Raw genomic sequence first — 17834 nt, 5'->3', positions numbered from 1 at the left:
GCGCCCATCTCCCCACAAGGACAGGACACGACATGAACAAGCTCACCACTGCATTTGGTGCACCCGTTGTCGACAACAACAACATCCAGACCGCGGGCCCGCGCGGGCCCGCGCTGTTGCAGGATGTGTGGTTTCTCGAAAAGCTCGCTCATTTCGACCGCGAAGTGATTCCCGAGCGCCGCATGCACGCGAAGGGCTCCGGTGCATTCGGCACCTTCACGGTGACGCACGACATCACGAAGTACACGCGCGCGAAAATCTTCTCCGAAATCGGCAAGACGACGCCGATGTTCGCGCGCTTCTCGACGGTCGCCGGCGAGCGCGGTGCCGCCGACGCCGAACGGGACATTCGCGGCTTCGCATTCAAGTTTTATTCGGAAGAAGGCAACTGGGACATGGTCGGCAACAACACCCCGGTGTTCTTCATGCGTGATCCGCTCAATTTCCCCGACCTGAACCACGCCGTCAAGCGCGATCCGCGCACCGGCATGCGCAGCGCGGAAAACAACTGGGACTTCTGGACGGGCTTGCCCGAAGCGCTGCACCAGGTGACGATCGTAATGAGCGATCGCGGCATTCCGAAGTCGTTCCGCCATATGCACGGCTTCGGCAGCCACACGTTCAGCTTTATCAGTGCGGCGAACGAACGTCACTGGGTCAAGTTCCATTTCCGCACGCAGCAGGGCATCCAGAACCTGACCGACGCTGAAGCCGAAGCGCTCGTCGGCAAGGATCGCGAGAGCTCGATGCGTGACCTGTACGAAAGCATCGAGAAGAAGGCGTTTCCGCGCTGGACGCTCTTCGTGCAGGTCATGCCGGAGAAGGACGCGGCCACGTATCCGATCAATCCGTTCGATCTGACGAAAGTCTGGCCGAAGAAGGACTATCCGCTGATCGAAGTCGGCTATGTGGAGTTGAACCGCAACTCGGAGAACCATTTCGCCGACGTCGAGCAGTCCGCGTTCAATCCGGCCAACGTCGTGCCGGGCATCGGCTTTTCGCCGGACAAGATGTTGCAGGGTCGTCTCTTTTCGTACGGCGATACGCAACGCTACCGGCTCGGCGTAAATCACAACCAGATTCCGGTGAATGCGCCCAGGTGTCCCGTGCACAGCTATCACCGCGACGGCCAGATGCGCGTCGACGGCAATGCGGGCGGTGCAACTTCGTACAACCCGAATTCGCGCGGCGAGTGGATCGAGCAACCGGATTTCCGCGAGCCGCCGCTTTCGCTGGAAGGCGCGGCGGATCACTGGAATCATCGCGTCGACGAAGACTATTTCTCGCAGCCGGGCGCGCTGTTCCGCCTGATGTCGCCAGAGCAGAAGCAGGCGCTCTTCGACAACACGGCGCGCGCGATTGCCGGCGTGTCGAAGCCGATTCAGGCGCTGCACATCGAGCATTGCACGAAGGCCGATCCGGCTTACGGTGCTGGCGTCGCGAAGGCGATCCAGGCGGTCGAGGAAATGGCAGGGCGCTGATCCGCCTTCAGGGTGGTTCAGCATCCGTAGCGCATTGAAGAAGGGGCGTGGCGTCGAGCGCACGCCCCTTTTCTATTTGCATCGGCCTAAGCGGAAGAAAGATTCAGCGTGACGTGCGCGAACACGCAGCGAACGCGAAGCACGGCGGATACCGGAAGTCGACCGCGAGCACACGATGCGTCGCCAGCGCAGTGCGCAGGATGCGCGCGATGCGCGTGGCTCCCGGGCGGCCGCGGTCGTGCCGGCGCGAACGTCGATTCGTCAGATGATGCCACGCGTGATGTGTTTCGCTGCACATGATGCCCTCCGTTTTCCCGGTGCCCACGCGGATGCACCGTGAGCTGAACGGCTGGATGGACCGGCGCCTTCAGGGCGCTTCGAAATACCAGAGCGCCCAGGCGACGACCGTCGCGGCTTTGAGCGCGCATTCCACGAGCGACAGGCAGAACAGCTCCTTCGAAGCGGCGTACTCGCCCGGCAACGCAGACGCGATGGCGAACACGCTCGCGCCGCACAGGAACACGAAGATCGAGCGCATGCGCGGCATGCCGAGTATCGCGACCACGCCGGTCGAAAGCAGCATGAGCTTGGCGAGCGCCAGCGCGAGCACGCGCAGCGAGCCGTCGGCGGGGCTCAGTTCCCGCGGGGTTTCGACGAGCGACCAGAGGCAGACCGCCGCCATCAGCACGAGCACGATGCGGCCTGGCTGCGCCAGCGTCTCGCTGCGAAAGGTGCCCGGATAGTGATCGAATGTGTCGTCGTAAGCGTGGCGCACACGCTCGTCGAGCGCGTCATCGAAGTTCATGCGTCCTCCTGCGGGTGACTCTGATACCAGTCTCGTCCACGCAGGCCCCCGGCCCAAGTAAATCGTTGTTAATGCTTATCAGGTACATCAGGCGCCAGGGAGTATCAGACGCGCGCGCTGAAGACTGGCGCGCCGGGATCCATACCCGTAGACTGCGCAGACAAATACCGGAGACGAGACAAAACGTGACAGATACCCGTGCTTTTGACGAACCGGAGCAGGGCGGCCCCGCGGATCATGCCGGATCACCGGCACGACTGAATACGTTGCTGCTGGCTGCCGCGCTTTCGCTCGGAAGCGCAATTGCATTGGGCCTCGCGCGGTTTTCCTACGCGCTCCTGCTGCCTTCGATGAAAGCCGATCTCGCGTGGAGTTTCGCGCAGGCGGGTGCGATGAACACGGCCAATGCGCTCGGCTATCTGCTCGGCGCACTGGCGTTTCCGCGTCTGACGCGCCGCTTTACGGCGGGCATGCTCTTCAACGCGGGTTGCGTGCTGACGGCTCTATTGATGGCGACCGGCGGCGTGCTGTCCGAGACCAACGCGCTGCTCGCCCAACGCATCGCGACCGGCATTGCCAGCGCGTTCATCTTTATCAGCGGCGGCGTGCTGGCAGCGCGGCTCGCATCCGCGAGCCCGCGCGACGCGGGTTTCGTGCTGGGTCTCTATTACGGCGGCACGGGTTGGGGCATTGTGGCGTCGGCTATCCTGGTTCCGCTCACCCTCGTGAATACGCTGCACGGCTGGCAGTTTGCGTGGTTCGCGCTGGCCCTCGCGTGCGCCGCCAGTTCGACGATCGCGATTGTGGCGGTGAGACGTGTCGAACGCGTAGAGGTTGCGCCGCTGGGCGCAGGCGGAGCGACGCAGCAGGCTTCAGCGGTCGCAGGCGAACTGCGATGGCCGCGCTTCGCACTTGCGCTGGGCGGCTACGGGCTCTTTGGCGTTGGCTATATCGGCTACATGACGTTCATCATCGCGCTGTTGCGTAATAGCGGGATGAACGCTTCAGTCGTGACAGGTTTCTACGTCCTGCTCGGCGTGGCGACGATCGCATCGGCGCGTATCTGGTCGCGGCTCCTCGATCGTGTGCGCGGTGGCTGGGCGCTTGCGGTGCTCAACGGGTTGCTCGCGCTCGCCACGCTCATGCCGGCGCTCGTTACGCACCCGCTCGTTGCGTTTTTGTCGGGTGTGATGTTCGGCGCAACGTTTCTGTCGGCCGTCGCGTCGACGACTGCCTTCGTGCGTCATAACCTGCCCGCGAGCCTCTGGGCGAGAGGCATCAGCGCGTTCACGATCGTGTTCGCGTTTGGCCAGATCGTCGGGCCGATGGTGATTGGCTGGGTGTCGGATGGTGCGGGTCTCGCGCGCGGACTGCTTTATTCGGCGATCATTCTTGGCGCAGGCGCCGTGCTGGCCGCCTGTCAAAAGCCACTCGATGCGCAGCACGTCGAGCGCTAAAAGCGAACGCGCTGCACATCGGTGAGTATTTTCGGGAGCCGGATACAACGCGCGGCGACGCCGCGACGTTACGTTACGCCTTCACGGGCTGACCGATCTCGTGATTCGCGAGCACTTCGAGCGCGCGAACCATCGCCGAGTGATCCCACGCCTTGCCGCCGTGCGCGACGCATGCATTGAAGAGCGCCTGGCACGTTGCCGTGTTGGGCAGCGATACGCCGAGCGCCTGCGCGGTCGAAAGCGCGAGGTTCAGATCCTTCTGATGCAGCTCGATGCGAAAGCCCGGATCGAACGTGCGCTTTGTCATCCGTTCGCCGTGCACTTCGAGAATTCGCGAAGAAGCGAAGCCGCCCATCAGCGCCTCGCGCACACGCGCCGGATCGACGCCGGCTTTCGATGCCAGCAGCAACGCTTCGCCGACCGCTTCGATTGTTGCCGCGACGATCACCTGGTTTGCGACCTTGCAGACCTGTCCCGCGCCAACGTCGCCGATCAGCGTGACGTTCTTGCCCATCATGTCGAAGAGCGGCTTCACGGCGTCGAACGTGGCCTGCGTGCCGCCGACCATGATCGTGAGCGATCCCGCCTTCGCGCCCACTTCGCCACCCGACACCGGCGCATCCAGATATTCCGCGCCGCTTTCGCGCACGCGCGCGGCAAATTCACGTGTGGCCATCGGCGAGATCGAACTCATGTCGACAACCGTCTGGCCTGCGCGCAGCGCGCTCGCGACGCCATCCTCGCCGAACAGCACGCGCTCGACGTCCGGCGTATCCGGCACCATGATAAAGATGACGTCGGCTTTCGCCGCGACGGCTGCCGGGCTGTCACAGGCGATGGCGCCGGCCTGCTTCAGTTCGTCGGGCACGCCGCTGCGCGTGAAGGCCGCGAGCGATACGTTGTTCTTGAGAAGATTTGCAGCCATGGGCTTGCCCATGATGCCGAGTCCGATAAAGCCTGCTGATTGCATGTGATCCTCCGTTCGATCTGTCGGGTTCAGTGTGTCGTTGAGTCGGGTATATGGCGTGTCTGATGTGTCGGGTTCAGGCGGCAATGAAGTGCTTGTGCACAGCCTGCGCGGCATTGCGCAGCAGGCCGAGGTCAGCGCAGACGGCCACCACCTGGCAGCCCATCGCAATGTACCGTTCGGCGTCGGCCTGGACGGGCGCCAGGATGCCGCTCGCCTTGCCGCCAGCGTTCGCGGCGGCGAAGATGCGTTCGATCGCCTGCTGCACTTCCGGATGGTTCGCGTCGCCGAGATGGCCGTAGCCAGCAGCGAGGTCGGACGGACCGACGAACACGGCATCGATGCCGTCGACGGCCACGATTTCGTCGATCGCTTCGACGGCGGCGCGGCTTTCGATCTGCACGATCACACAGATGTTGTCGTTCGCAACCTCAAGATAATTGGCGACGGTGCCGAAGCGGTTCGCACGATGGCCGACCGACACGCCGCGTATGCCATGCGGCGGATAGCGCGTCGCGGCGACGGCGCGCGCGGCATCGGCGGCGCTGTCGACGAACGGGATCAGGAAGTTGCAGAAGCCGCTGTCGAGCAGACGCTTGATCACGACGCTCTCGTTTGCCGGCGGCCGCACGACGGGCGCGCTGCGGCTGTCCTTAAGCGACATCAACTGCGGGATGAGCGTCAGGACATCGTTCGGCGCGTGTTCCGCGTCGAGCAGCAGCCAGTCGAAACCGATCACGCCGAGCATTTCCGTGACGATCGGGCTCGCCAGTGAAGACCAGCAACCCACGAGCTTCTCGCGGTTGCGCACGGCCTGACGAAAACGGTTGGGCAGGGACTGAAACGGCGAGGTAGCGATCATGAATTGTCCTTCGGCTGGGTGACGAGTGGCGAGCAGAGCGGGCCGCGGCGCAGGTCGAATCCGCGTCCCGTTCAAGACATGATGTTATCTGTTGTCGTACATCTTAATTGCATTATGCCCGCGCCAATGCGCTTTCATAGCCGCGTTAACCCGCATATTGAACAATGACATGGCGTTGTACTGCCTTTCTGTCGAGTTATACGACGACTGACAATATAAATACCCACGCGCGCCACGAGCGGACGTGGCATTACCTGCATGATGCGACGGGAAGGATGACAGGAAAAGGGCCGAACGCCCAATGACGGAGATGAGCGCGAAACGACGGCGCGCTCACCTCCCGAAAAAGCTCACCGCAAGCGGATGGCTAGTGGTTCTTCACAAACGCAGCGATCTGCGTGTTCAGTAATGAAGGCGCCTGGCGATGCGGCGAATGTCCACACCCATCGAGTTTGGCGAGCTGCGCGTGCGCCACGTGCTGCTGGATCAGGTCGATCTGCGCCATCGTGCCGTACTCGTCGTCGTGGCCCTGGGCGGCAAGTAGCGGGCACGTGATCGAAGGCAGCACGCCCGTGATGTCCCAGCGACGGAAATCCGCGTTAAGCCAGATATCGTTCCAGCCGTAGAACGCCGAATCGACATCGTCGTGATAACGCGCGAGCTTTGGCTTGAAGTCGGTTGTTTCGTAGGCGATCTTTGCCTGCGCGATGGCGTCGACGGACTTCTGCTCGACGATTACATGCGGCGCCACGACGATCGCGCCGCAGAGCGCGTCGGGAAACGCCGCCGCATAGAGCAGCGCGATCGAGCCGCCGTCGCTATGGCCGACGAGCCACATGCGCTCGCGTTCGGCGTCGTCGATTTGAAGCGCATCGAGAAACGCGGGCAACACCTCGTGCGCCTGACGGTGCATGAAATCGACGGGCCACCTGACGTCGTGATCGCGCGGCGTCGAGCGTCCATAACCCGGACGCGAATACACGAGACCGCGGAAACCCAGCGCGTCGCAGAGCGATTGCGGCCAGTCCTTCCACATCGCGATCGAGCCAAGGCCTTCATGCAGAAAAACCGCGAGCGGTGCATCGACGCGCTCCGGGCTGAGCCACTGATACTCGATGCGAAGCGCGCCGCGTTCCGCGCGGGCAGGCAGTTCAGTGAAAGCGGTCGATAGCGGTGTACGTGCGGTCAGGCGATCCATGGGTCAGTCGCAGAAAAGTTAAACGGCGTTTCACCGCGTATTGTGCGGCAGTTTCGACGATGTCCGGTCCGGGCGGCGCATCACGATGCCTCGCGCAGCTTGAAACGCTGGATCTTGCCCGTCGCCGTTTTCGGCAGATCGTCGACGAACAGGATTTCGCGCGGGTATTTGTGCGGCGCGAGCCGTGCCTTCACGAAGGCCTTCAGTTCGGCGGCGAACGCGTCGGTCGCGACCTCTGCGTGTTTCAGTACGACGAACGCACGCGTTTTCATGAGCCCGTCACGCGTGACGCCGACGACCGCCGCTTCGAGCACATCGTCGTGCTGCATCAGCACCATCTCGACTTCGATCGGCGACACGTACTGCCCGCTGACTTTCAGCATGTCGTCGCTGCGGCCTGCGTACGTGTAGTTGCCATCCGGCAGGCGACGATACTTGTCGCCGCTTTTCAGCCAGTCGCCAAGAAACGTCGCGCGCGATTTTTCGCGGTTGCACCAGTACATCAGCGCGGCGCTCGGCCCCTTGATGTAGAGGTCGCCGATTTCGCCGTCGGGCACCGGCTGGCCGCTTTCGTCGCGCAGTTCGATGTCGTAACCCGGCACCGCGGTACCCGTCGTGCCGTATGCGACGTGGCCCGCGCGATTCGAAAGGAAGATGTGCAGCATCTCGGTCGAACCGATGCCATCCAGAATCTCGCAGCCGAAACGTTCCGTGAAGTGCTCGCCCGTTTCGCGCGGCAACGCCTCGCCGGCGGAGGTGCACACGCGCAACCGCACGTCTGCGCGCTGCGGCAGGTCGGGTGAAGCGAGCATGCCCGCATACAACGTCGGCACGCCGTAGAAGATGGTCGGCTTGTGGCGCGTGAATTGCGCGAAGACGGCCTCGGGCGTGGGCCTGCCTGCCATCAGGATCGCGGTTGCGCCAACGGAAAGCGGAAACGTCAGCGCATTGCCGAGACCGTACGCGAAGAACAGCTTCGCTGCCGAAAAGACGACGTCGTCCTCGCGGATACCAAGCACGCGCTTGCCGTACAACTCCGCGGTCCAGTACAGGTTCGCATGCGTGTGGACGGTACCTTTGGGCTTGCCCGTCGAGCCGGAGGAATACAGCCAGAACGCGAAGTCGTCGGCGTGGCTTGGCCAGGGCGTCGCGCGCAGTGTGGAGGCGTCGATCATCCGGCGAAACACATGCTCGCCCGGCAGATCCGCGTTTTGCGGCTGCGAGACGATGAGCACGCAGCCTTCGTTCGATGTATCGGCGAGCGCCTGCGCGATCGTCGGCAACAGCGCGTCCGTCGCGATGACAGCACGTGCGCGGCTGTGATCGAGCATGTAGGTGTAGTCGGCGGGCGTCAGCAACGTATTCGCGACGACCGGCACGACGCCCGCGTACAGCGCGCCGAGAAACGCAATGGGCAGGTCGGTCGTGTCGTGCATCACGAGCAGCACACGCTCCTCCGGGTGAATGCCGAGTTTCGTCAGCACGCTCGCGAAGCGGCGCGCGAGCGACTCGAGTTCGCCGTACGTCGTGACACTGTTGTCGTCGATATACGCGGGCTTCGGGGACCGCGCTTCGTTCAGCGTAAAAAGGTGCGCTGCAAAGTTGAAATGAACGGGCGGCGCGTCGATGGCGGGTTGACCCTTTGCTGCGGTCGGCTCTACCAGGGCTTCCATGCTTGTCTCCTGACGTGGGCGACGCGCGTCCGGCGGGCGAGAGCCGCCGTCACACGTTCTTTCTGTCGGTTGAATGGGGCGATTCAGTGATTCGTGTCCGCTCCGGCTTTCAGCCTCATGGGTTGGCGCTCGACGTTGCCTGCAGCACGGCTTCGTTCGTTGCGGCCGGCGCCTGGATTGCCGCGCGGCGATGATAGAAATCCAGCGCGCGCACGCCGCCCAGTTCTTCGCCGCCGCCGGCCCGGCCTGGGCCGCCGTGCAGCGACATCGGCATGACGTTGCCGTGGCCGGTCTGGCTCTGCGCCACCGAAGGCGAGATCGCATGGACGCGCCCGTGCGTATCGGCGAGTTCGAGCGCGATTCGCGCGAGGCGCGCTTCATCGTTCGAAAACACCGACGCGACGAGCGAACCCTGGCCGCGTCGGGCGAGCGCGATGGCATGTGCTTCTTCGAGCGAGCTGTCCTGCGTGGCCGCCACGGTGTACCCGCACAGCGTGGCGACGGGGCCGAATACCTCGATGTCGTGGATGCGCGTGGCGACGTCCGCATCGTCGACGACCAGCAGATGCGGCGCGATGCACGCGGCAACAGCGGGATCGACGTCGACGAGTTCGACCGCCGAGCCATTGAACGCGACGCGTGCTTCTTCGCGCAGTGCGGCGATACCGGCGCGCACGGTGTCGTACTGCTCGCGGTTGACGAGCGCGCCCATGCGCACCGACTCGTTGCGCGGGTTGCCGACGGTGATCTTCGCGAGCTTTGCGACGAGCGCATCGGTGGCCGCAGCGAGATGCTGCTTCGGCACGAACGCGCGACGGATCGCCGTGCATTTCTGGCCAGACTTCACCGTCATTTCGCGCACGACTTCCTTGATAAAGAGATCGAACGCCTCGGTACCCGGCGCGGCGTCGGCGGCGAGGATCGCGCTGTTCAGGCTGTCCGCTTCGACGTTGAGGCGCGCGCCATGTTCGACGAACGCCGGATGCGCGCGCAGCTTCGCGGCGGTTTCCGCTGAACCGGTGAACGAGACGACGTCGAACGCGCCGATCTGGTCGAGCAGGCCCGCCGAGCCGCCGCAGATCACCGAAAGCGCGCCGTCCGGCAGAATGCCGGCCTTCACGACGTCGGCCACCATGCGCTGCGTGAGCCATGCCGTCGCGGTGGCGGGCTTGACGATCACCGGCACGCCCGAGAGCAGCGCGGGCGCGGCCTTCTCCCACAATCCCCAGGACGGGAAATTGAAGGCGTTGATAAAGAGCGCGACGCCGCGCGTGGGCGTCAGCACGTGCTGCGTGGTGAACGACCTGTCCTTGCTGAGACTCACCGTGGCGCCATCGCGTAGCGCGTGAACATCGCCGAGCGTCGCGCCGAACTTCGCGTAGTACGACAGCGTGAAAATCCCGCCATCGATATCGACTGCGGAATCGTTTTTCGTCGTGCCGGAGTTCGCGAGCGCAATCGCGTAGTAGTCGTCGCGATTCGCCTGCAGCACTTTCGCGATTTCCGCGAGCAGGGCGGCGCGCGCCGCATAGGTCAGGCTGCGCAAAGCGGCGCCGCCCTGCTTGCGGGCGTGGTCGAATGCGGCGGCCAGATCGAGGCCCTGGCTCGACACGCGCACGAGCGCTTCGCCCGTCACCGGATCGGTCAGCAGCGTGCCTTCGCCGCTGCCGGCGACCCATTTGCCGGCGATAAAGTTTTCTAGCAATGCGGCCATGAGATGCCCTTTCTGAATGTCGGTCTGGCGGTTTGCGGCGCGGAATTCAATCACCGCACCGGATGCGGCGCGGTGCAGCGCAACGCGTTGAGCGTGGATATGGAAAGTGGCGCCCCTCAGGCGGTGGCTTCCTGCTTCGTGAACTGGATAGCGCCCTCGGGCAGCAGATAGAGCACGAGCGCGCTGCCGTGCGCGACCGTCGGCCGGTGCGCGCTGCCTGGCTCGTAGACGCACCAGCCTGCCGGATGGCCGTCGAAGGTCGCGCCTTCGGTGAGTGGAATGATCAGATCGATTTCACCGTTCGGATGCACGTGATGTGGCCCAGCGATGTCGGTCATGCTGACGACGTCGACCGAAAAGCCATGTGTTTCCGGCAGCGCCTTGAAGATGCGTCCGTAGCGGATGCCGCCCGCTTCACCGTCGCACAGCCAGCCTTCCTTCACGCCCGTGCAGCAGGCGTCGGCGAGTTCGGCCCATGCGGTGCCCGAGGCGGGATATTCGGTGTTCAGCCAGCGTGCGAGATCCTGGCCGAGCGGACGTGACGCGATCCTGCTGGTCACGCCGCCAATCAGCGTTCGAAATGTGTCGGGGGACATGTGTGTCTCCACCGCGCGTCAAGCGCGGATCGGTGCCGTGACGCACGCAGGCCGCAGGCGTCTGGCTGTCTTGAAATGTGCATTAAACTTAGCGTGCGACAAATTGCATGTCAAGCACTATAATTCATTAAAGCCTGTTCAAAGGACGCTTCAACATGAAACAAACCGCCGCCGTGCAACCGATGGAGCCCGCGGATCAAGACGCCACTGTCGACGACACGCGTGAAGCCCGCGATCCGTTTCTGGTCGGAATGGGAGAGCGCGTGCGCGTGCTGCGGGCGCGGCGCGGCCTGACGCGCAAGGCGCTGGCGAAGGAAGCGGACGTCTCGGAGCGCTATCTCGCGAACCTCGAATCCGGCGTGGGCAATGCGTCGGTGCTGTTCCTGCGTCAACTCACGAAGGCACTAAACTGCACGCTGGCCGAGATCGTCGGCGACGAAACGACGTCTTCGGCCGACTGGCTGCGCATCCGTGAACTGCTGTACGGACGCGATCACGACACGTTGAAGCGCGCCCGCGTCGCGCTCGAGGAGATGCTTGCCACGGCGCCGCAAGACCCGAACCGGCGCAACCGGATCGCGCTGATCGGCCTGCGTGGCGCGGGCAAATCGACCCTCGGCCGCATGCTCGCGGACGAGCTGAAAATGCCCTTCGTCGAGCTGAACCGTGTGATCGAGCAGCTGGCGGGCTGCCCGCCAGCGGAGATTCACGCGCTATACGGAGCGAGCGCTTACCGGCGCTACGAGCACCGCGCGCTCGAAGCAGTGATCGCGGAGCATCCCCGCGCGGTGATTGCCTCGCCGGGCGGTCTCGTATCCGAGCCCGCCACGTTGAACGCGCTGCTCGCCCACTGCTTCACGGTGTGGCTGCAGGCCACGCCGGAAGATCATATGCGGCGCGTGATTGCGCAAGGCGACCTGCGGCCGATGTCCGGCAACAAGGAAGCCATGGAAGACCTGAAGCGCATCCTGGAAGGCCGCGGCGAGTTCTACGGACGCGCCGACATGACGTTCGACACGAGTGGCAAACCCCTGGCGGAATGCTATCTCTCGCTGCGCGACCGGCTGGCGGCGCGGATTGCCTCTGAGTGACATTGGCGTAAAGGCGCTGCAAAAACTGAATTAAAAAGCATGTTCGGGAAAACCCGAAAGAAGCATTAAAGTGCTTTACGCGGCAGAAAAGATGCACTATCGTACATTCAACAATCCCGCAATGTACGAAGGAGACATCCATGTCAGTCGCTCAATCAGTGGAGCAGGGCACCCCCGCAGGCGTCATGCCGGTCAGCCAGACGGCCGCGTCCCCGGCTCAGGCATCCGCCGCGCCGGTCGGCCCGCGCGTCGACTACCGCACCGAGCCGTCGCGCTATAAACACTGGAAGCTGACATTCGATGGCCCGGTCGCGACACTCGGCGTCGACATTGCCGAAGACGGCGGCATCCGCGAAGGCTACAAGCTCAAGCTCAATTCGTACGACCTGGGCGTCGACATCGAGCTGCACGATGCAATCCAGCGCATCCGCTTCGAACATCCGGAAGTGCGCACCGTGGTCGTCACGAGTCTCAAGGACCGCGTGTTCTGCTCCGGCGCGAACATCTTCATGCTCGGCCTGTCGTCGCATGCATGGAAGGTCAACTTCTGTAAATTCACGAACGAAACGCGCAACGGTCTCGAAGACTCGTCGCGCCATTCGGGCATCAAGTTTCTCGCAGCAGTAAACGGTGCGTGCGCCGGCGGCGGCTACGAAATGGCACTCGCGTGTGACGAGATTTACCTGGTCGACGACCGCTCGTCGTCCGTCGCGTTGCCTGAAGTGCCGCTGCTCGGCGTATTGCCCGGCACCGGTGGTCTCACCCGCGTCACCGACAAGCGCAAGGTTCGCCATGACCGCGCCGACATCTTCTGCACAATCGTCGAAGGCGTGCGTGGCGAGCGCGCGAAGCAGTGGCGACTCGTCGACGAAGTGGTCAAGCCGAACGTCTTCAAACAGACCGTTCAGGCACGCGCACTGGAACTGGCCGCGCAGAGCGACCGTCCGGCCGGTGCGAAGGGCGTGACGCTGACGCGCGTCGAACGTCAGGATCGCGAAGACGGCATCGGCTATGCGACTGTCGACGTCACGATCGACCGCACGAAGCGCACCGCGACGTTCACCGCGAAAGCGCCGTCCGGCAACCAGCCTGCCGATATCGACGCAATCGTCGCAGCTGGCGCGAACTGGTGGCCATTGCAGTTCGCCCGCGAACTGGACGACGCGATTCTCTCGATGCGCACCAACGAACTCGACATCGGCACGTGGATCTTCAAGACGGAAGGCGACGCCCGCGCACTGCTCGCCGCCGATGCCACGCTGCTTCAGCACAAGGAGCACTGGTTTGTCCGCGAAACGATCGGCATGCTGCGCCGCACGCTGGCGCGCATCGATGTTTCCTCGCGTTCGCTCTTCGCGCTGATCGAGCCGGGCTCCTGCTTTGCGGGCACGTTTGCCGAACTGGCGTTCGCCACCGACCGCACTTACATGGCCGCGCTGCCCGGCAATGAAGACGAAGAGCCGGCCATCACGCTCTCCGACGTCAACTTCGGTCTGTATCCGATGATCACCGGCCAGTCGCGCATCGGTCGCCGCTTCTACGACGAAACCGGACCGATGCAGGCCGCGCGCGAGCAGACCGGCAAGCCGGTCAAAGCGGTCGAAGCCGAGCGTCTCGGACTCGTGACCGCATCGCCGGACGATATCGACTGGGCCGACGAAATCCGTATCGCGATCGAAGAGCGCGCGGCGATGTCGCCCGATGCGTTGACCGGCCTCGAAGCGAACCTGCGCTTCAACGGACCGGAAACGATGAATACGCGCATCTTCGGCCGGCTCTCTGCCTGGCAGAACTGGATTTTCAACCGGCCGAACGCGGTGGGCGAGAAGGGCGCGCTCAAGGTGTACGGCAAGGGCAGCAAGGCGCAGTTCGACCTGAACCGCGTGTAACGCGCTTTATCGAACGTCCCTGCTCAACGATCCTGCAATACACGCGTTCAAGCTCAAGGAAACAGACATGTCCACGATTAACTACAGCGAAAAGATTCCGAACAACGTCAATCTCGCCGACGACCGCACGCTGCAACGCGCGCTCGAACAATGGCAGCCGAACTTTCTCTCCTGGTGGGGCGACATGGGCCCGGACGGCTCGCATGGTTACGACGTCTATCTGCGCACGGCGGTGAGCGTCGATGCGGGCGGCTGGGCGCACTTCGATCACGTGAAGATGCCGGACTACCGCTGGGGCATTTTCCTTGCGCCCGGCGACACGGAACGCAAGATCAACTTCGGTGAGCACAAGGGCGAAGCCGCCTGGCAGGACGTGCCCGGCGAACACCGCGCGAACCTGCGACGCATTATCGTGACGCAGGGCGACACGGAACCGGCATCGGTGGAACAGCAACGTCACCTCGGGCTCACTGCGCCTTCGATGTATGACCTGCGCAACCTGTTCCAGGTGAACGTCGAGGAAGGGCGTCACCTGTGGGCGATGGTCTATCTGCTGCATCGCTACTTCGGCCGCGACGGTCGCGAAGAAGCCGACGCGCTGCTCGATCGCCGCTCCGGCGACGACAACAACCCGCGCATTCTCGGCGCGTTCAACGAGCGCACGCCGGACTGGCTGTCGTTCTTCATGTTCACGTACTTCACCGATCGCGACGGCAAATTCCAGCTGTCGGCGCTCGCCGAGTCGGGCTTCGATCCGCTTGCGCGCACGACGAAGTTCATGCTCACGGAAGAGGCGCATCACATGTTCGTCGGCGAATCGGGCGTGTCGCGCGTGATCCAGCGCACCGCGCAGGTGATGAACGAGCTCAAGACCGACGACGTCAACAAGCTGCGCGCCGCGGGCGTAATCGATCTGGAAACGATCCAGCGCTACATCAACTTCCACTACTCGGTGACGATCGACCTGTTCGGCGCGGATCAATCATCGAACGCGGCGACGTTCTACAGCTCGGGTCTGAAGGGCCGGTATGAAGAAACCAAACGTGACGACGATCACCAGCTGAACGGCCAGAACTACAAGCTGCTGGACGTGCAGGACGGCAAGCTCGTCGAGCGCGAAGTGCCGATGCTCAACGCGATGAACGAAGTGCTGCGCGACGACTACATCAAGGATTCGGTGGCGGGTGTCGGGCGCTGGAACAAGGTGCTCGAAAAGGCGGGCATCGATTTTCGCATGACGGTGCCGCACAAGGCGTTCAACCGCGAGATCGGCACGTTCGCCGGCGTGCGCGTCTCGCCGGATGGCCGCGTCGTCAACGACAACGAATGGAAGGCGAACGAAGCCACCTGGCTACCGACGCCGGAAGACCGCGCGTATGTGGCTTCGCTGATGGGTCGTGTCATCGAGCCGGGCAAGTTCGCGAACTGGATCGCGCCGCCGGCGATGGGCATCAACCGTCAACCGGTCGATTTCGAATACGTGCGCTTCAACTGATTCATCCCGGCAATACCAGGCGCCCGGCTGCGGTGCGAACGATCGCGACGCACCCGGATGCAGGGGGAGACAAGACATGAATGGCCCAGTCCCAATCGCAGTCCTCAGGCAGCATCTGATCGACCCGGAGATCTGCATTCGCTGCAACACCTGCGAAGAGACCTGTCCGATCGATGCCATCACCCACGATTCGAACAACTACGTGGTGAAAGCCGATGTGTGCAACGGATGCATGGCATGCGTGCCGCCGTGCCCGACAGGCGCCATCGACAACTGGCGCAACGTATTGGAGGCCGATGCGTACAGCATCGACGAACAGTTCACGTGGGACGCGCTGCCTGCGCAAAACACGACCGCGAGCCCTGCGCTCGATGAGGTCGCGCCCCAACCTGGCGGTGCGGCAGAATCAGCGGAAACGTCGGAAGGCATCGAGGTGGACACGGTGCGTGGCTCGACGTTGCCGCCGTGGTCGTCGGCCAGGCCTTACGTGAATCTTTATACGCATAAAGACCCCGTATCAGCGACGGTGGTCGGCAACTACCGGCTCACGGACGAATCGACCGAAAGCGATATACATCACATTGTGCTGGATTTCGGCACGATGCCATTTCCGGTCCTGGAAGGCCAGTCGATCGGCGTGCTGCCGCCGGGTTCGACGAAGGATGGCAAGACGCATCACGCGCGGCAGTATTCGATCGCGAGCCCGCGTGATGGCGAGCGCAAGGGCTACAACAATCTGTCGCTGACGGTGAAGCGCGTCACGCAGGACTATCAGGGCAATGCGGCCGATGGCGTGTGCTCGAACTATCTGTGCGACCTGAAGAAGGGTGACAAGGTCGATGTGATCGGTCCATTCGGCAGCACGTTCCTGATGCCGAATCATCCGAACTCGCATCTGCTGATGATCTGCACGGGCACCGGTTCGGCACCGATGCGCGCGATGACGGAATATCGCCGCCGCCGCAGGCTGAAGGGCGCGACCGGCAAGCTGATGTTGTTCTTCGGCGCGCGGACGAAGGAAGAGTTGCCGTACTTCGGGCCTTTGGTGAATCTGCCGCGCGATTTCATCGATACGACGCTGGCGTTTTCACGAACGGCCGGTCAGCCGAAGCGGTATGTGCAGGATGCGATGCGTGAGCGCGCCGCGGACATTGCGCAGATGCTTCGCGACGCGAATACCTACATTTACGTTTGTGGCCTGAAGGGCATGGAAGATGGCGTACTGCAGGCGTTGCGCGATATCGCCGAACAGCACGGACTGGAGTGGGAACCGCTGTGGAAAACACTCAAGCGGGAGGGGCGCCTGCATCTCGAAACGTACTGATGCCGATCAAGAGGTGAGTGTTTGCGGGAGCCGACGAACGGTGCGCAACGCGGTACCGCGTTGCGCACCGTTTGTTGCGATCGCAACCGCAACCCCAACCGCAACCGTTAACGCGCGATGTCGCGCAGGAACCCCGACACTTTCGCAAGCCCCGCTTCCAGCACTTCGCGATTGTTCGTATAGCCGATGCGCACATAGCCTTCCATATCCATCGCGCTACCTGGCGTGAACATCACGCCCGTTTTTTCGAGCAGCGCGACGCAAAAGTCACGCGACGTCATGTCGAGATCGAATCGCACGAGCGCCGTCGTGCCCGACTTCGGTTTCACGTACGAAAGCAGTGGCTCTTTCGCGATCCACGCGTCGAGGATGGCGAGGTTCGTGCGCAGGATGTCGTGACTGCGGCTGATGATCGCGTCGCGGCTTTCGAGCGCAATCGAAGCGAACAGATCGTTCAGCATGCCGACACTGATGGTGTTGTAGTCGCGATGAATCTGCACGCGGTGAATCAGTTCGACCGGCGCGACGATCCAGCCGACGCGCAGACCCGCCAGCGACCACGTCTTCGACATGCTGCCCGTGCCGATACCTTTCTCGTACAGATCGGCGATCGATGCCGTGAAACCGTCGCCTTCCTGATCGGTACCGCGATAGACCTCGTCGCACAGTACCCACGCGCCGCACGCGCGCGCGATTTCCACGAAGCGTTCGAGGAGGGCCCGGTCCATCAGCGAACCGGTCGGGTTGTTCGGATTGTTGATCGCGATGACGCGCGTATTACTTTTGACGAGGCGCTTCAGTTCGTCGAGATCAGGCAGGAAGCCGTTCTCTTCGCGAAGCGGGAGGATGTCGACGTTCGCGCCGTAGCTCGCCGGAATCGAATAATGCTGTTGATACGTCGGCAGCACGGAAATCACGTGGTCGCCGGGTTCGACGAGCGTCTCGTACACGAGTGCATTCGCGCTGATCGCGCCGTGCGTGATCAGGACATTCGGCACCTTCTGCTTTTCGTATAGCGAAGCCACGTTCGAGCGCAGGCGCTCCGTGCCGTCGATGGCGCCGTACGTCAGCTTGAGCGGCAGCATCTCGCCGAGAATGCTCTCCTGTCGCCCGGACATGCGCAGCAGTTCTTCGACCGTCAACGACTCGACGCAGGTTTCCGCGAGATTCAACTCGCAGTGGTTCTCGTAGCGATCCATCCAGCGTTCGACACCGAATTCCCTGATTTCCATGACTTCCGTCCTCGAATTGAAAGTACGCGTACGCAACGATCGCGCATGCC

15 protein-coding genes are annotated in these 17834 nt (G+C 63.1%); 6 read left to right on the top strand and 9 right to left on the bottom strand.

The window, feature by feature from the left end; all coding sequences use genetic code 11:
* The first annotated feature begins 32 nt into the window (after window positions 1-32).
* Window positions 33-1481, top strand: coding sequence for a catalase (locus LPA36_RS26055; protein WP_228883066.1), 1449 nt, complete (start codon window positions 33-35; stop codon window positions 1479-1481).
* Window positions 1482-1584: 103 nt separating this feature from the next.
* Here LPA36_RS26055 and LPA36_RS26050 read toward each other — a convergent pair whose 3' ends face one another.
* Window positions 1585-1779 carry a hypothetical protein gene (locus LPA36_RS26050; protein ID WP_228883064.1) on the bottom strand — a complete coding sequence of 65 codons (195 nt, stop codon included), beginning with the start codon at window positions 1777-1779 and terminating at the stop codon, window positions 1585-1587.
* A 69-nt stretch (window positions 1780-1848) separates the two neighbouring features.
* A complete protein-coding gene (locus tag LPA36_RS26045) occupies window positions 1849-2286 on the bottom strand; it encodes a hypothetical protein (protein WP_228883062.1) in 438 nt (145 codons plus the stop codon).
* Window positions 2287-2543: 257 nt separating this feature from the next.
* Between LPA36_RS26045 and LPA36_RS26040 the strand changes: the two genes are divergently transcribed.
* Window positions 2544-3743, top strand: coding sequence for a YbfB/YjiJ family MFS transporter (locus LPA36_RS26040; RefSeq protein WP_228883213.1), 1200 nt, complete (start codon window positions 2544-2546; stop codon window positions 3741-3743).
* Window positions 3744-3816: 73 nt separating this feature from the next.
* Here the strand turns inward: LPA36_RS26040 and LPA36_RS26035 are convergent, their stop codons facing one another.
* The 6 genes from LPA36_RS26035 to LPA36_RS26010 form a co-directional block, all read right to left on the bottom strand.
* Window positions 3817-4713, bottom strand: a complete 897-nt coding sequence (locus LPA36_RS26035) for a 2-hydroxy-3-oxopropionate reductase (protein WP_228883060.1) — start codon at window positions 4711-4713, stop codon at window positions 3817-3819.
* A 73-nt stretch (window positions 4714-4786) separates the two neighbouring features.
* A complete protein-coding gene (gene garL, locus LPA36_RS26030) occupies window positions 4787-5572 on the bottom strand; it encodes a 2-dehydro-3-deoxyglucarate aldolase (RefSeq protein WP_228883058.1) in 786 nt (261 codons plus the stop codon).
* 367 nt (window positions 5573-5939) lie between these two features.
* Window positions 5940-6770, bottom strand: a complete 831-nt coding sequence (locus tag LPA36_RS26025; protein ID WP_228883056.1) for an alpha/beta fold hydrolase — start codon at window positions 6768-6770, stop codon at window positions 5940-5942.
* Between the two features lie 80 nt (window positions 6771-6850).
* Complete coding sequence (locus LPA36_RS26020) at window positions 6851-8443, bottom strand: benzoate-CoA ligase family protein (RefSeq protein ID WP_228883055.1); 1593 nt, start codon at window positions 8441-8443, stop codon at window positions 6851-6853.
* Window positions 8444-8558: 115 nt separating this feature from the next.
* On the bottom strand, window positions 8559-10157 hold the full coding sequence (locus LPA36_RS26015; RefSeq protein WP_228883054.1) for a 3,4-dehydroadipyl-CoA semialdehyde dehydrogenase: 1599 nt from the start codon (window positions 10155-10157) through the stop codon (window positions 8559-8561).
* A gap of 116 nt (window positions 10158-10273) precedes the next feature.
* A complete protein-coding gene (locus tag LPA36_RS26010) occupies window positions 10274-10753 on the bottom strand; it encodes a 4-hydroxylaminobenzoate lyase (RefSeq protein WP_228883053.1) in 480 nt (159 codons plus the stop codon).
* A 182-nt stretch (window positions 10754-10935) separates the two neighbouring features.
* Between LPA36_RS26010 and LPA36_RS26005 the strand changes: the two genes are divergently transcribed.
* The 4 genes from LPA36_RS26005 (at window position 10936) to boxA (ending at window position 16552) form a co-directional block, all read left to right on the top strand.
* Complete coding sequence (locus tag LPA36_RS26005) at window positions 10936-11844, top strand: helix-turn-helix transcriptional regulator (protein ID WP_228883211.1); 909 nt, start codon at window positions 10936-10938, stop codon at window positions 11842-11844.
* Between the two features lie 185 nt (window positions 11845-12029).
* A complete protein-coding gene (boxC, locus tag LPA36_RS26000; RefSeq protein ID WP_228883209.1) occupies window positions 12030-13733 on the top strand; it encodes a 2,3-epoxybenzoyl-CoA dihydrolase in 1704 nt (567 codons plus the stop codon).
* Between the two features lie 67 nt (window positions 13734-13800).
* The gene (gene boxB, locus LPA36_RS25995) at window positions 13801-15228 is read left to right on the top strand and encodes a benzoyl-CoA 2,3-epoxidase subunit BoxB (RefSeq protein WP_228883052.1); all 1428 of its coding nucleotides are present in this window, start codon (window positions 13801-13803) and stop codon (window positions 15226-15228) included.
* A gap of 76 nt (window positions 15229-15304) precedes the next feature.
* On the top strand, window positions 15305-16552 hold the full coding sequence (boxA, locus tag LPA36_RS25990) for a benzoyl-CoA 2,3-epoxidase subunit BoxA (protein ID WP_228883051.1): 1248 nt from the start codon (window positions 15305-15307) through the stop codon (window positions 16550-16552).
* 107 nt (window positions 16553-16659) lie between these two features.
* Here boxA and LPA36_RS25985 read toward each other — a convergent pair whose 3' ends face one another.
* Entirely contained in the window at window positions 16660-17784 is a 1125-nt protein-coding gene (locus LPA36_RS25985; protein ID WP_228883050.1) for an aminotransferase, read from the bottom strand.
* Window positions 17785-17834: the final 50 nt, after the last annotated feature.

Origin of the sequence: Paraburkholderia saeva, assembly GCF_907164555.1 — a bacterium.
Classification (GTDB): domain Bacteria; phylum Pseudomonadota; class Gammaproteobacteria; order Burkholderiales; family Burkholderiaceae; genus Paraburkholderia; species Paraburkholderia saeva.
Note: the sequence above shows the minus strand (reverse complement) of the source record. Positions and strands in the feature narration are given on the sequence as shown.

Coding starts and splice junctions, on each gene's coding strand:
- LPA36_RS25985 (WP_228883050.1), bottom strand. CDS start 17,784: ATGGAAATCAGGGAATTCGGTGTCGAACGCTGGATGGATCGCTACGAG.
- boxC (WP_228883209.1), top strand. CDS start 12,030: ATGCCGGTCAGCCAGACGGCCGCGTCCCCGGCTCAGGCATCCGCCGCG.
- LPA36_RS26025 (WP_228883056.1), bottom strand. CDS start 6,770: ATGGATCGCCTGACCGCACGTACACCGCTATCGACCGCTTTCACTGAA.
- LPA36_RS26010 (WP_228883053.1), bottom strand. CDS start 10,753: ATGTCCCCCGACACATTTCGAACGCTGATTGGCGGCGTGACCAGCAGG.
- boxB (WP_228883052.1), top strand. CDS start 13,801: ATGTCCACGATTAACTACAGCGAAAAGATTCCGAACAACGTCAATCTC.
- LPA36_RS26035 (WP_228883060.1), bottom strand. CDS start 4,713: ATGCAATCAGCAGGCTTTATCGGACTCGGCATCATGGGCAAGCCCATG.
- LPA36_RS26055 (WP_228883066.1), top strand. CDS start 33: ATGAACAAGCTCACCACTGCATTTGGTGCACCCGTTGTCGACAACAAC.
- LPA36_RS26020 (WP_228883055.1), bottom strand. CDS start 8,443: ATGGAAGCCCTGGTAGAGCCGACCGCAGCAAAGGGTCAACCCGCCATC.
- boxA (WP_228883051.1), top strand. CDS start 15,305: ATGAATGGCCCAGTCCCAATCGCAGTCCTCAGGCAGCATCTGATCGAC.
- LPA36_RS26005 (WP_228883211.1), top strand. CDS start 10,936: ATGGAGCCCGCGGATCAAGACGCCACTGTCGACGACACGCGTGAAGCC.
- LPA36_RS26015 (WP_228883054.1), bottom strand. CDS start 10,157: ATGGCCGCATTGCTAGAAAACTTTATCGCCGGCAAATGGGTCGCCGGC.
- garL (WP_228883058.1), bottom strand. CDS start 5,572: ATGATCGCTACCTCGCCGTTTCAGTCCCTGCCCAACCGTTTTCGTCAG.
- LPA36_RS26050 (WP_228883064.1), bottom strand. CDS start 1,779: ATGTGCAGCGAAACACATCACGCGTGGCATCATCTGACGAATCGACGT.
- LPA36_RS26045 (WP_228883062.1), bottom strand. CDS start 2,286: ATGAACTTCGATGACGCGCTCGACGAGCGTGTGCGCCACGCTTACGAC.